Below are 13,317 nucleotides of genomic sequence, written 5' to 3' on the forward strand. Positions count from 1 at the left end.
AGAACACCTCTGCTTTCTGAAAATATACTACTAAACAGTACTAAAAATACTCAAAAAAATTACTTTAGCAGCTGGGCTAAAGCGGGAAGCACTTGTTGCATATAAGTAGAATCAGGGCTGGCATGCTGGAGGAAAAGCGCGCCTTCTATACCGGAAAGGATCAATGCGGCCGCAGGACCCGGTTCCAGACTTGATCTTAATTCTCCGCTGCGGACGCCTTCCGCGAGAAGTTCTTCAAGGTACAGGGTCTGTTCCCGGAAAAAACGTCCGATCCGCTCCCTGACGAATCCGGCCTCGCGGGAGGTTTGTACGTACAGCGTCAGAAACGGGCAGCCTCCGAGGAAATCGTCTTCACCCCGCATCAGCAAGTCGCCGATCGCCGCAATTTTTTGCGGGACAGTCAGTCCCCTCCGGGAACCGGCTTCGCGGATAAGCTCCTCGTAACGTCCGACGAGTCTTTCCGTAATGGCCCCGAGAAGCTCCTCCTTGCTTTTAAAATGGTAGTAGATATTCGTTTTGGATACTTTGCTCTCGGTTACAATTTCATCCATACTGGTAAGGAGAAACCCTTTTGTCAGAAAAAGGTGTTCGGCGGTATTCAGGGCCTTGTCCCGGTTGGAAGTTCGTTTGGTCGTTTTCATGATACTACTGTATAGTACTAAAAAGGGTTTCGTCAATCTTTACTTTCGGAAAGAAGGGGAAAAGATGAGTCTTGCGGAATCGTTGGGCTATCGCCCGGATGAAAAACTGCTTATCGTCAACGCGGACGATTACGGCATGTGTCATGCCGCGAACGAAGGAATCGCGCAACTTCTGGCCGAGGGGGCGGTCTCGTCGGCGACCGTCATGATGCCGTGCGGCTGGGCGAAAGAAGCCGCGGAGTGGGCGGCGGCCCATCCCCAGACGGATGTGGGCGTCCACCTGACGTTTACGAGCGAATGGACGCCGTACAAATGGGGGCCGGTTACCCGGCACGGCAGCGTCGCGTCGCTCGTTACGCAGGAAGGATACTTCCCGGCGGATTCCGCCTCATTCGAGCGTAGAGCGGACCCCGAAGAGGTGCGGACGGAGATCGTGAGCCAGATCGAGCTGGCGATGCGGATGGGCGTGATGCCGACTCATCTGGACAATCACATGGGAAGCTTGTACGGCCTTGGCACCGGCCGGGATTTTCTCGGCATCGTGTTTGACATCTGCGCGTCCTACGGGCTGCCTTTCCGGATTCCCCGGTACGTGGACACGGGACTGGAGGTGCCGGCCGAAGCGGCCAAGACGGCCGGTCTGCGCGCCGCTCAAGCCGATGCCAAAGGCGTGGTGATTCTGGATTATTTGCTGGGGCTTCCTTTTCATATGGAAAAAGGGGAGACCTACGAGAGCTTCCGGGGAAGCGTCATGCGGCTTTTGAGGGCTCTTAAGCCCGGAGTCTCGGAGTTCATTCTTCATCCGGCTCTGCCTGCCGAGGAATTAAAGGCGATCAACCCTCATTGGCAAAAGCGCGAATGGGAGTTCCGCCTTTTCCGCGATCCCGAAATAAAAGGACTGCTTGCCGCCGAAGGAATCCGTCTCATCGGCTGGTCGGAGCTTCAAAGATTGCAGAGGGCGCCCCGTTAAAAAAATCCCCCTGTCCGGGGGCGGCCGCACTGCTTGGCCGGATGTTTCCCGCTGAAGAGGGGGAACCGTTTACGTGTTTACCGTTGTCGTTACGGTTAGGTTCGGCGTTGACGCGGAAGCGGACGTCGTGCCGGTATAATCGTGAACTTCCACGATAACGGGCGTTCCGGGAAGCAGCGCGGCCGTAGTGATGACAAGATTTGTCGCGGACAGCGTAGAGAGGCCGCCTTCCTGCAGCACTCCGTTCGCATACAGGTTATAGTAACCGCCCGCCGGCGGAACGGGGAGCGCGCCTGCGGCCAGGGCAGTGCCGGAGTCGTCCCGGAAGCTTGTGTCCGGGATTGTCGTCGTGCCTGCGCCCGCGTCGATCATCGGCGCGGTGACGACCGCATCGAACCGTCTGACGCTGTCGTTCACCGCCGTTGTGGTCGTCGTGGTGACGGTACCCGTAATGACGCTGCTCGCCGCAACGAACAGCTTGATTAAAGATGGGGGCATGCGTGATCACCTCTTTGCTTGTTTACCTTACCTTATGCGGTGAACGGCAGGTTGTCGCGGTCTTTCGCCCCCGGCATCCGCGGGAGTGCTTTCCCAAAATCGTGACGAATTGCAGCATGATCGGCACGCCTTTTTCCGGCAATTCCGGCGAGCGGAGTTTCAGTTTCCCCCGGCTTACCCGGTAGACGCTGGACGGCTGGAGGACCGCGTTTACGAACAGGTTCATGTAGGACACGGTGCGGGGATCCGGGATACGTACCCGGCCGTAGGAGGGATCCTGGTCGCGGTTTCTGTATAGGCGCCGGACTCCGTCGGAAAACGTGACAAAAACGGCCGTTTTCGCCTGAAGAACGCGCAGGGAACCCGATCGTTTTGTTTTGCGGATTCGTTTCTTTCGTTTTAACCGCACCGTGCCTGCCTCCTTCCTCAGAGGGAAAACTCTTCTTTTTGTTTATATATGCAAAGGAGGCTGCCGTAAACCGGGCGTTTCCTAGGCTACGAGCCGCAATCGTGCAGCGGGCCTGTCTTTTACAGCGTTAAAAGAATGCCCGTCAAGTTCATAAAGGGTTCAAAGGAGGAAACTCTATGAAAACCGGCTGGGCCGCGCTCCTGATTCTCCTTGTGCTAACGGCATGTCAAGACGGCAAGGAAGTCCAGGTCCCGCGGGAACACAGTTTGGCCCAAAGCTATCTGGAGGACAAAGGCTACCGCATTATGTCTTACGAGGGCGAGGTCCAAAGCTACGAGCTGACGAAGGATGTGCTCAGAAAATTGCCCGGGATGAAGTACTGGGGCCTGCAAACCGTAGATCCTGAACAATATTTGGGCAAAATGATCCGTGTCCAAAAATTCGTCGTCAAGGGACATCCCCTTTCCAAAGGAAAGGTCGACGTTTATGTGTACGAAAATGAGGGAGAGCCGTTCGGCGGAACCTCGTTTCCTCAGGATCAATACGGTGCGGACGGTGGAGGCTGGTCGCTGGACGGTAAAACGCTGGAAGAAGTCCATTCCGTCACTTATCCGGATTGGAGTGAGGCGTGGCGGGAGAAATACGGCAATTAAGAGGGGGCGAAAAATTGGACGCGTCATTTCTGGAACGCGATACCGTTACGGTTGCGAAAGAACTGCTCGGCTGTGAGCTGGTCCGGCAAACAGAGGCGGGGCTTATCCGTGTGGCGATTACGGAAACGGAAGCCTACCAAGGCTCCGATGATCCGGCCAGCCATGCCTGCCGGGCCGTCACCCCGCGCAACCGGCTTATGTTCGGCGAGGTCGGTCGGCTGTACGTGTACCTCATCTACGGGATGCACCTGTGCATCAACGTCGTGGCCCACGAGCCCGGCGGGGTGGGAGCGGTGCTGCTGCGTGCGGCCAGGCCCCTGGAGGGGCTGGAGCAGATCCGCGGCAACCGCGGGGGCGCTCCGGACCGGAACCTGCTGAACGGTCCCGGCAAGCTGGCGCAGGGCCTCGGGATCACCCGGGACCTGAACGGCTGCGACTTGCTTGCGGAACCGCCGCAAGGACTGGCGCTGAAGCGCGGAGCCCCTCCTGCGGGCCCGATTCTCGTCACGCCGCGGATCGGCATCACCAAAGCGGTGGACTACCCGTGGCGTTTTGTCGCCGAGTGAAGCGCCCGGCGGAGGCAGGAGAGGGGCGGAGGAAGCACGGTTGCTCCGCTCCGCACGGATTCCTAACGCCAAGTCCCCCGCTATACCGGGCAAGCCTATTTCCGCGTCTACGCGCCGAAATAGAAACAGCCCGTCTCGAACAAGCTGAGACGGGTTGTTTTTTGTATGTGCTGCAGCATGTAGAGTCCTTTAGAAACTAGGCAAGCCGGCTAAATTTGACTTTCGGTTCCCTGCCATTTACCATTTAGATAAGTGAAATGTTCCGTGTTTAAATATTTCACTATGAAACCAAATGCCGGAGTCCGTATCCGATCGTGCGAATGTCTCCCGTTCCTTTTTGTCCCCCTTATTTGCGCTTCATTCCCTCAGGGGTAACGCTTAATATCGAAGGGAAGTCGTGTTATGCCGGTGGAACCGCGTATTGCCATGATGCTTAAACAGATGAATTCACACCCGCTGCCTTCTTGGGAGGATCTGAAGCCGGAGGATCTTCGCAAAGGTACGGGGAATGCGGCCTTCACCTTCGGGGTGGAGGAGGTCAAACAGGTGGAGGACCGGAAGCTTCCGCTCAAAGGGCGGGATATTCATAGTCCGGATTTATACGCCTGAAGGGCTTGGCCCATGGCCCGCGTTCGTTTTTTTTCACGGGGGCGGCTTTGTAGTCGGGGACTTGGAATCGCATGACTCCATCTGCGGGAACTTGGCGAACTCGGTTCATGCCCGGGTGATTTCCGTGGATTACCGACTGGCACCGGAACACAAGTTTCCGGCGGCGGTGGACGACGCTTATGATGCCCTTCAATGGATCGCTTCCCATCCGGACGAATTCGGCATTGATCCCGCGCGAATCGCCGTCGGCGGCGACAGCGCGGGAGGGACGCTCGCAGCCGTAAGCTGCATCAAGTCGAAGGAAGCGGTCGGCCCGGAGATCGTTTACCAGCTGCTATGTTATCCGGCCGCAGGCTTTCTCGAAGAGGACCCGGCATCGCTGCGCGAGAACAAGGAAGGTTACCTGCTGACCGTGGGGATGATGGAATGGTTTTCGAAGCAGTATTTGAACACGGAGGAAGAAATTCGCAATCCTTATACTTATCCCATTCACTATAAAGATGTTAGCGGACTTCCGCCCGCGATGATTGTGACTGCCCAGTACGACCCGCTGCGGGACAGCGGCAAGGCTTATGCGGACAAGCTCATCCGGGCGGGAGTCGAAGTGACGTACAAGAATTACGAGACCCTGATTCACGGCTTCGCCAATTTTCACAAGTTCGTCCCTGCCGCACAAGAGGCGCTGGATGGGATGGCCTCGCAGCTTCGGCTGGCTCTGGGTACGGATACACGGTAACCCTATAAAAAGACACAGACGAAAAGACAACCGGCAGGAGAACCTCGGAAACCCCGGAAACCTCGGAGAACCTTTAAAACTCGGCAGAACCTAACTGGTTCGTTCTCATTCCCGTTCGTGAGGGCTGACACTCTCTTAATCCCTATTTGGAGGCGGTATAATCATGAATGCGCTTTTTTCGCCCGATTTTCTGAGAAATCCTTATCCTCTGTACGCCCAGTTTCGTCAAAATCAGCCTGTCTTGTTTATGGAACCGCTCGGAATCTGGTCCGTTTTCGATTATGAACACGTTAAGCAGGTGCTTTTCGACCATGCCCGGTTTTCTTCCGAGTTTCGCCCGAAGTTTGAGGAAGGGACGGAGCAGGAGCAGCGGGGAGGCGGATTCAGCCTCATTACGATGGACCCGCCCCGGCATACTCAATTGCGGACCCTGGTGAGCAAGGCGTTCACGCCCAAGGCGGTCGCGGCATTGGAGTCGCGTATCGCGGCGATTACCCACGAGCTGCTCGATCAAGTTTCGGAAACGGGCCGCATCGATCTGATCCGTGATTTTTCGTACCCGCTGCCCGTCATTGTCATTGCGGAAATGCTCGGCATCCCGAGCGAGGACCGCGAGCAGTTCAAGCACTGGTCGGATGAGGTTGTTGCGTCGGCTGACTCCGTCGTCGGAGCGACGAATAGCGAATCCCAGCAAGCGCATGAGGAAATGAACGTTTATTTCCGTAAAATCATCGCCCTCCGTCGCGAAGAGCCCCGGGACGACCTGATCAGCGCGCTGCTTGCCGCCGAGGAGTCCAACACGCATTTGTCCGAAGGCGATATTCTCTCCTTCTGCGCGCTTCTGCTGGTGGCCGGCAACGAAACGACGACGAATCTGATCGGTAACGCCGTGCTGTCGCTGCTGGAGAACCCGTACCAGCTGGCGAAGCTGCGTGCCCAGCCGGAGCTTCTGCCGTCCGCGATCGAGGAGGTGCTGCGCTTCAAGTCGCCGCTGCAGGCGATGTTCCGCACCGCCGCGCGGGACGTGGAGATCGGCGGCCAGGTGATCCCGGCCGGCAGCCGTGTCGTGGCCTGGATGGGCTCGGCGAACCGCGACGCCGGCAAATTCGCCGATGCAGACCAGTTCGATATCGCACGCGAATCGAACCCGCACATCGCCTTCGGCCACGGCATGCACTTCTGCCTCGGCGCTCCGCTGGCCCGCCTGGAAGCGCGTGTAGCGCTTCAGGCTGTCCTGGAGCGCCTGCCGGATCTGGCCCGGGCGGATCAAGACCCGCTGACGCCAGCCCGCGGGTTTATCGTCCACGGCGTGAGCAGTCTGCCGCTCACGTTTACGCCAACGAAGCGGCTCGCCTAGTCCGTCCGGCGGCGTGACCGCGGCGAGACAACCGGCCGGGCCGTGCTGCGCCGCCGGTCGTCTGGTTTGCCCGGCCTGCCACCGCCGGCCCGCAGCGGCTCAAACAACGCAAAAAAAGCCCAGACCGTGAGGTCTCGGCTTTTTTTGTTGATTTAATGAAACGGGACGGTGTTAACCCAGGGCGTTATGGTTGTGGTTTGTAAGCACAGGAAGCATCTTGACTTGCTTAACCATTTCGGATTTGCAAATCGGACAGAGAGGGACTTGATTAAACGAGAAATTTTCCCGCATCCAGCATACGCAGCTTTCTTGGCTGCACGCCCAAACGGTGATCTCTTCTTCTGGAACAGGTTCCATGTTCTTCTTAGAATAATGCATAGTGACCCTCCTTCAGATAGTCGGCCTTCTCTATAGTCTACGCAAGACCGTATAGGTTATAGAAGTTCATGAAAAAGAACTGCCTAATCCTAGGAAAGGCAGTTCCTTCTATAAGTTTGTGTAGTTGCTTACAGTTTTACAACGTTCTCGGCTTGTGGACCACGGTTGCCTTGAGCGATGTCGAATTGAACGCGTTGGCCTTCGTCAAGAGACTTGAAGCCTTCGCCTTGGATCGCGGAGAAATGAACGAAAACGTCTTTGCCGCCTTCAACTTCGATGAAACCGAAGCCTTTCTCAGCGTTAAACCACTTAACTGTTCCTGTTTCCATGCTTGTAAAACCTCCCGGAAATTTAAAGATTTACCCATATCCTTTTAGGAAAAAAGTTCACACATTACAAAGTGCACCCATTCCGTGATATCCTTTGTAATATGTGAACTAAGAACTAAAAATATACGAATAACTCATTTTACCATATATTTTCCTCTATAGCAACTTTAGGGGGACCCAAATGCTGGGTAACCAACCTGATATTCGGCGGTCTGCGGTCCAATATTCGGTTCTTGGAAAGATTCTTTTCCGAAAGGCACCCGCAAGGGTGTCTTTTTTTGCCCGGAATCTATATAATCAAAAAAGGCACATTTTGGATGATGTGTAAGTTTGCATCCCGCGGAACATAAGGGTTTACCTTTCATTCGGAACGGGTAGTAAAAGTTATGATTTTCCAATTAAAAGGGAGAAAAGGTCAAGCCTGACACAAGTTCAGCGGATCTATGCCGCTGCTTTTTCGTAGGAGGAGAGAGACCTGTGTTAATTGGAGAAATCGAATAGAGGCGGAGAAATGATATAGAGAAACGAACGGGACCGGAGTCAGACACAAGAATGTCTCGCCACATAGAAGACGGCACGGAATGTTTTTGCAACGCTGTTCAGACGCCGTCGGCACAAAACGGATGGGGGCACGGTCTCTTTTGAACGTGCTTCTTTCTTTTCCGCGGGTAAACGTTTCAGCCCCTCCTGACTTGACCTTTTCTCCCGTCCTTAGATGAAATGGAGGGAATGTGTATGAAGAATAAAGCAGGTTTGACGCTTCTGTTGTCGGCGAGTTTGCTCGTACTTTCCACCGTTCCCGCGGGTGCGGTACAGGAAAGAGCGGACAAGCCGGTGCTGACTTTTCCGGTGATCAGCGATGTGCATGTAGACGCCGCGAAGAAAGATTCCCAGCGTAAGTTTACGGAAGCTCTGGAAGATCTCAACCGGGTTAATCCGAATGCCGACGCTCTGGTGATCAACGGGGATTTGACCGGCGGTTCCGCCCGCGATTACACGCGGCTTAAGGAACTGATGATGAGCACTCCGCATCCGCAAAAAACATTCGCAACTATCGGCAATCATGAATTTTATTCCGCATGGCTGAACGCCAAAGGAAACTGGAGTCCGAACAGCTTCCCCAATAAAGAGACCGAAGCGGCGTCCATCGGCAGGTTTTTGTCCTTTACCGGGGAGAAGAAGGTTTACTATGAAGAGGAAATCAAGGGATACCCGTTTATATTTCTGGGCTCGGAGCAGTACCGCCAGACCAATCCCGACAATATGGAGGACGCCTACCTTTCCAAGGAGCAGCTGAACTGGCTGGAGCAGTCGCTCGCGAGGCACGGACAAGAGTCGGGGAAGCCGATTTTCGTCTTCCTGCATCAGCCGCTTCCCGGAACGGTAGCCGGAACGTCGGTGGCTTCCAACAAGCGTCCGGTCGTCCAGCATGAGGAGCTGAGAAGCATTTTGTCGAAGTATCCGCAAGTGATCTTTTTCAGCGGTCACACGCATTGGGAGCTTAGGCAGCCGAACACTCTCGTGAGGGACAAGTTTACGATGGTCAATTCTTCTTCCGTGGAACGTCCGTGGACATCCGACGGCCAAGGGGGAGAAAAGCTTAAAGACGCTAAGGAAAGCGAAGGCTTGTACGTAGAAGTGTATGAAGACCGGGTATCGATTCAAGGCCGGGATTTTTACGCCAAGAAGTGGATTCCGGAAGCGCAATTTAAAGTACCCGTCCGGAAATAAAGGAATGAGAGTGCCTGAATTTTTCCGGATTGCACCGGCATCGGCCTTACGGCTGGTGCCGGTTTTCATTTTTTGCGTGATTTTACGGTATAATGAAGAGGACTAGCGGCTAGATAAATTTGACAGGGGAGTTTGACTGGAATGGGATATGTGTACTTGGCCATTGCCATCATAGGTGAAATTTTTGCGACCAGCCTGCTGAAATCTTCAGAAGGCTTTACAAAATGGCTTCCGAGCGCGGGCGTCATTCTCGGCTACGGAACGGCGTTTTACTGCTTGTCCCTGGCACTCAAAACATTGCCGCTGGGCCTCAGCTACGCGATATGGTCGGGAGTGGGGACCGCTTTTACCGCCATCCTCGGTTTTCTGGTCTGGAGAGAGAAACTGAGCGTGGCCGGTGTCATCGGCATTATTCTCATTATTGCCGGGGTGGCCCTGCTGAACTTGACTAACAAGGGGCATGCCTGAACCCGGAAGGTATAACTTGGATTCCGGAAACGTTGAAACGCTGAGGACGGGAGGCCTGTATGGCTTCCCGTTTTTTGTATGCCCGCGGGACGTATGCAGCCGGAAAACTTTACCGAAATTTAAGGTTTGGAACTTATTGCGAAGGAGGTATGTAAAAAGTTGTCGAAAATGGGGAAATGAAGACATAGAAATAGAAACTTGTCAAGGAGTGAAATTGATGAAACCCGGTTTAACTTTCAAATTCCGCGATTTGTCTTTGCGGATCAAGATTTCCCTGCTTTTGCTCGTGATTACCTCGGTTCCCTTAATAGCGGCGACCCTGATCCTGATGTCGAACTCCAACGGCTACATATCCAAGCAAACGGAAGAAAACATGAGAATACGGGCGGAGATGGGAGCTGCCGATATCGATTTGTGGATGGGACAGAAAATAAACGCCGTGGAAGGGCTCGTAAAAGCGCACCCCGAATTTGCGACGGCGGCTTCGGAGAAGGAAGTGCTGCCTTTTCTGAAAAATTTGCAGGACAGTGATCCTGAAATGTTCTATTTTGCCTACATCGATCGTAAAGACGTTTCTTACGGTACAGAAGGCGGAGTTACGGACGTATCGGCTTTTCAGAACGTTAAAAATGCGAAGGTGTCCAAAAAGTTGGCCGTCACGGATATTTTGAAAGATGTAGGCTCCAAAGAAGATATTATCATTATCGACCAGCCGATTCTGGACAAGAACGGCGAATATGCCGGAATTATTCAAGCGATCGTAAGTCCGAAGCAGATCGTTTCGCTCGTGTCCCGGATTCATTTCGGTGAAAAAGGCTATGCCTTCCTGCTGTCCGGCAACCGCAATATGCTTCTGCACCCGGATGCGGCTGATATCGGAAAGCCCGTTAAGGATATCGCGCCGGATCTGGACGGCAAGCTGGAGGCTTCAGCGGACCCAAAGGGCTATTTATACGCCGACGACGGGACGGTAGGAGAGGCGGCCGTCGCTTATTCCGAAGTGCAGAAGACCGGCTGGAAGTTGTTCATAAGCGCTCCGAAAACCGAGGTTTACAGCACGGTGTCCAAGGCGAAAACACTTGCGGGCATCATCATCGCGGTTTCCGTCCTTCTCGTTATTCTGATTTCGATACTTACTTCCCGCGCTATTTTGCGCCCGCTGATGAACATTTCGGGGATGATGCGCAAAGCCGCTGCCGGCGATTTGACCGGAAGGCTCGACGTGAAGGGAAGAGACGAAATGGGTCTGCTCAATGAGGACATTAACGGCATGATGGATTCCTTCAGTTCCATCCTGGACCGGATGAAAAACGCGATCGACCATATGGCGTCGTCCAGCGAAGAGCTGACGGCCATTTCCGCCGAGTCGGCGGGAGTCGCATCCCGCACGTCCCAGACGGCCAATTCCACCGCCGTGGGAGCCGAGACTCAGCATGACGCGGCGCAGCAGACCGCACAAGCGATGGAGGAGATGGCGATCGGTATCCAGAAGATCGCGGCTTCCTCCACACAGGTAGCCGAAACGTCGGACAGCGTACGCTCCGAGGTAAACCGGGGCAGCGAGACGGTTCAGCGGACGCTGAACCAGATGAAGGCGGTAGGCAGCAACGTGCGGGATTCGGCGGGTACGATTTATTCGCTGCAGGAGAAATCCGCGGAAATCCAGAAGATCGCGAGCACGATTTCCGACATTGCCCGCCAGACGAATCTGCTTGCGCTTAACGCGTCCATCGAAGCGGCCAGAGCCGGCGAACACGGCCGGGGCTTTGCGGTCGTGGCGGGCGAGGTCAAGAAGCTCGCGGAACAAACGAGCCATTCTACCGTAGAGATCCAGGAGATTCTGGATGAAATTGTCGCCGCAACGGGCAGAAGCACGCAGTCCATCGAAAGCAGCCTGGAAGAGGTGGCCCAGGGCGAGGAACTGATGAACGCGATGGAGCAGTCGTTCCGTTCCATTCAGACGGCCATCCTGGATGTATCCGCTCAAATTGAAGAAGTGTCCGCAGCCACTCAGGAAATCTCGGCAGGCACGGAAGAAGTGTCCGCTTCCTCGCAGGAAATGGTCGATATTTCGAAGCAGACGCTGAATCAGATGCAGCAGGTCGCCCAGAGCATGAACGGGCAGCTTCATTCGATGAACGACATTTCGTCGTCGGCCGAATCGCTAAGCTCGATGGCGGAAGAGATGCAGAAACTGGCTTCCGCTTTTACAATCAAATAGACATGTACAAAAAAAGCAGGCCGAGCGGCCTGCCGGGAAACCGCGCGAGCTTCTACGGAGGCCGCGCGTTTTTTTGCATGCGGTTGACCGCCGTCATGCGGGCGGAATATTGCGCGCAGAGCTGCGCAATCTGCGCGATCTGTACAGGAAAAAAACACCGTCGCTTGCTTCTTCAAATGCAAGCCGCCAAAGCTTATCCGGCATGTCCGGATATGAACTGGAGAGCCGAGTAGAGCCCCAGCACTACGATTGCCGCTGCGGCAAAAGCTTCGGCGGGCCGGTACATCGCCCGGATGCCTTTTTCTCTTCCAGAGAAGGAATAGAAGGCAAGACCCAGGGTGTACAGCATGCAAACATAGAGCAGATTCGTGAGCCCTGCCGCGTAGAGCAGGAACAGCGAGTAGAGCGTAGCTGCCGCCCCGTAAGCCAGTTCGCGCTTGCGCGGTCCGTTCCAGAGGGGGGATTCGCCGGTCGAATCCTGCGGGGCGTACGATTTTCCGCCTAGTGCCGTTTTAACGAGAAAGAGCGAAGACAGCAGGTAAGGCATAAGCGCCGCCGTTGTCGCAACAAGGTAAAGCGCATGGTAGGTGGACGAGGCGGTGACGACCAGGATCAGAAAAAGCTGCACCGCTCCCGTCGTCATCCATAGGGCGCCTTTGGGGGCGCCGTTCTTGTTCTCGCCGGACAGCCAGGCCGGCATGAGCTTCTGCTTCCCGGCTACGTAGAGCGTCTCCGCGGATAGCAGAGACATGCCGAGCAGAAGCCCGAGCAGGGAGACGATGAGGCCGACGTTGATCAGGACGGCGCCCCACTTGCCGACAGCCGCTTCCAGTACGTAAGCGGCCGACGGGGTAGGCAGGGAGGCGAGAGCCGCCCTGCTCATCGCCCCGTAAGAAAGCAGCGACACGAGCATATACAGGACAAGCGTACCGATGAGACCGATGACCGTTGCTTTGCCGACGTCCGATTTGCGTTTGGCGCGGCCGGAAAGCACGACGGCGCCTTCTACGCCGAGGAACGCCCAGACGGTAACAAACATGGCCTGCTTGACCTGGCTTCCTATAGCCGATAACCCGATGGGAGACTCGGCAGTTGCGGTTTCGGTTGCGGTTTTCCACAGGTCCGTTATAAAAGTAGGCGAATGAAAGACGGTCGCCAGCGCCGCTATAAAGACCAGGATCGGGATTAACTTGGCCATCGTCGTTACGATATGAACGAGAGTCGCTTCCCGGATTCCCGAGAGCTGTAGGCTGTGGAGCAGCCATACGAGCAGCGAAGCGCACACGATGGCAAGCACATTATTGCCCCCGTCGAATACGGGAATGAAATAATCAAGGGCGCCGAACAGCAGAACCGAGCTTGCCACGATCGTAATCATATTGGCGAGCCAGTAGCCCCAGGCGCTAATAAAACCGACGAAGCGGCCGAAGCCGGTTTCGGCGTAGCGGACAATGCCGTTGTCCAGGCTTGGCAGCCGGTTGGCGAGACTCTGGAAGGTCAGGGCGAGCATGATGACTCCGATGCCGGTGAGCGCCCAGCCTATCAGGGCGGCGCCGCTTCCCGCATCCTGCGCCATATCGGCAGGCATGCTGAAAATCCCTCCGCCGATCATGGAACCTACGACAAGGGAAATGAGAGGGAGCAAACCGAGTTTGCGCGGCTCGTTAGACATGAATAAGGACTCCTTTATTGCTTATGTGCGTGAAATTTAGTGTAGGGAAGTATTATAGATCTTTTACTCTGATAAAGCA

General features: G+C 55.2%; 13 protein-coding genes and 1 pseudogene. 8 read left to right on the forward strand and 6 right to left on the reverse strand.

Annotated features, from left to right (window positions below; translation table 11 throughout):
* Nucleotides 1-59: 59 nt before the first annotated feature.
* Complete coding sequence (locus tag KVT34_RS18940; RefSeq protein ID WP_217560374.1) at nt 60-641, reverse strand: TetR/AcrR family transcriptional regulator; 582 nt, start codon at nt 639-641, stop codon at nt 60-62.
* Nucleotides 642-705: 64 nt separating this feature from the next.
* On the opposite strand from KVT34_RS18940, the gene KVT34_RS18945 reads away from it, so the two are divergent.
* A complete protein-coding gene (locus KVT34_RS18945) occupies nt 706-1,611 on the forward strand; it encodes a polysaccharide deacetylase family protein (RefSeq protein ID WP_217560375.1) in 906 nt (301 codons plus the stop codon).
* 69 nt (nt 1,612-1,680) lie between these two features.
* Here the strand turns inward: KVT34_RS18945 and KVT34_RS18950 are convergent, their stop codons facing one another.
* Nucleotides 1,681-2,109, reverse strand: a complete 429-nt coding sequence (locus KVT34_RS18950; RefSeq protein WP_217560377.1) for a DUF4183 domain-containing protein — start codon at nt 2,107-2,109, stop codon at nt 1,681-1,683.
* Between the two features lie 22 nt (nt 2,110-2,131).
* Entirely contained in the window at nt 2,132-2,518 is a 387-nt protein-coding gene (locus KVT34_RS18955; RefSeq protein ID WP_217560378.1) for a DUF4183 domain-containing protein, read from the reverse strand.
* 176 nt (nt 2,519-2,694) lie between these two features.
* On the opposite strand from KVT34_RS18955, the gene KVT34_RS18960 reads away from it, so the two are divergent.
* From KVT34_RS18960 to KVT34_RS18975, 4 genes and pseudogenes are all read left to right on the forward strand, one after another.
* On the forward strand, nt 2,695-3,171 hold the full coding sequence (locus KVT34_RS18960; RefSeq protein WP_217560379.1) for a hypothetical protein: 477 nt from the start codon (nt 2,695-2,697) through the stop codon (nt 3,169-3,171).
* Between the two features lie 14 nt (nt 3,172-3,185).
* Entirely contained in the window at nt 3,186-3,737 is a 552-nt protein-coding gene (locus KVT34_RS18965) for a DNA-3-methyladenine glycosylase (protein ID WP_217560380.1), read from the forward strand.
* A 402-nt stretch (nt 3,738-4,139) separates the two neighbouring features.
* Nucleotides 4,140-5,082 (forward strand): annotated as a pseudogene (locus KVT34_RS18970) (alpha/beta hydrolase).
* 163 nt (nt 5,083-5,245) lie between these two features.
* Nucleotides 5,246-6,439, forward strand: a complete 1,194-nt coding sequence (locus KVT34_RS18975; protein ID WP_217560381.1) for a cytochrome P450 — start codon at nt 5,246-5,248, stop codon at nt 6,437-6,439.
* 171 nt (nt 6,440-6,610) lie between these two features.
* Here the strand turns inward: KVT34_RS18975 and KVT34_RS18980 are convergent, their stop codons facing one another.
* Both KVT34_RS18980 and KVT34_RS18985 read right to left on the reverse strand, forming a co-directional pair.
* Nucleotides 6,611-6,817: a cold-shock protein gene (locus tag KVT34_RS18980; protein WP_009674668.1), complete on the reverse strand. Its 207-nt coding sequence runs from the start codon at nt 6,815-6,817 to the stop codon at nt 6,611-6,613.
* 128 nt (nt 6,818-6,945) lie between these two features.
* Nucleotides 6,946-7,146, reverse strand: a complete 201-nt coding sequence (locus KVT34_RS18985; RefSeq protein WP_217560382.1) for a cold-shock protein — start codon at nt 7,144-7,146, stop codon at nt 6,946-6,948.
* Nucleotides 7,147-7,881: 735 nt separating this feature from the next.
* On the opposite strand from KVT34_RS18985, the gene KVT34_RS18990 reads away from it, so the two are divergent.
* The 3 genes from KVT34_RS18990 to KVT34_RS19000 all read left to right on the forward strand — a co-directional run bounded on the left by KVT34_RS18990 (nt 7,882) and on the right by KVT34_RS19000 (nt 11,566).
* Complete coding sequence (locus KVT34_RS18990) at nt 7,882-8,877, forward strand: metallophosphoesterase family protein (protein ID WP_217560383.1); 996 nt, start codon at nt 7,882-7,884, stop codon at nt 8,875-8,877.
* 141 nt (nt 8,878-9,018) lie between these two features.
* A complete protein-coding gene (locus KVT34_RS18995) occupies nt 9,019-9,345 on the forward strand; it encodes a DMT family transporter (RefSeq protein ID WP_217560384.1) in 327 nt (108 codons plus the stop codon).
* 217 nt (nt 9,346-9,562) lie between these two features.
* Nucleotides 9,563-11,566, forward strand: coding sequence for a methyl-accepting chemotaxis protein (locus KVT34_RS19000; protein ID WP_217560385.1), 2,004 nt, complete (start codon nt 9,563-9,565; stop codon nt 11,564-11,566).
* A gap of 193 nt (nt 11,567-11,759) precedes the next feature.
* On the opposite strand, the gene KVT34_RS19005 is transcribed toward KVT34_RS19000, so the two are convergent.
* Nucleotides 11,760-13,238, reverse strand: a complete 1,479-nt coding sequence (locus KVT34_RS19005; RefSeq protein WP_217560386.1) for a basic amino acid/polyamine antiporter — start codon at nt 13,236-13,238, stop codon at nt 11,760-11,762.
* Between the last annotated feature and the right edge of the window lie 79 nt (nt 13,239-13,317).

The organism is Paenibacillus sp. GbtcB18 (genome assembly GCF_019091125.1).
Taxonomy (GTDB): domain Bacteria; phylum Bacillota; class Bacilli; order Paenibacillales; family NBRC-103111; genus Paenibacillus_F; species Paenibacillus_F chitinolyticus.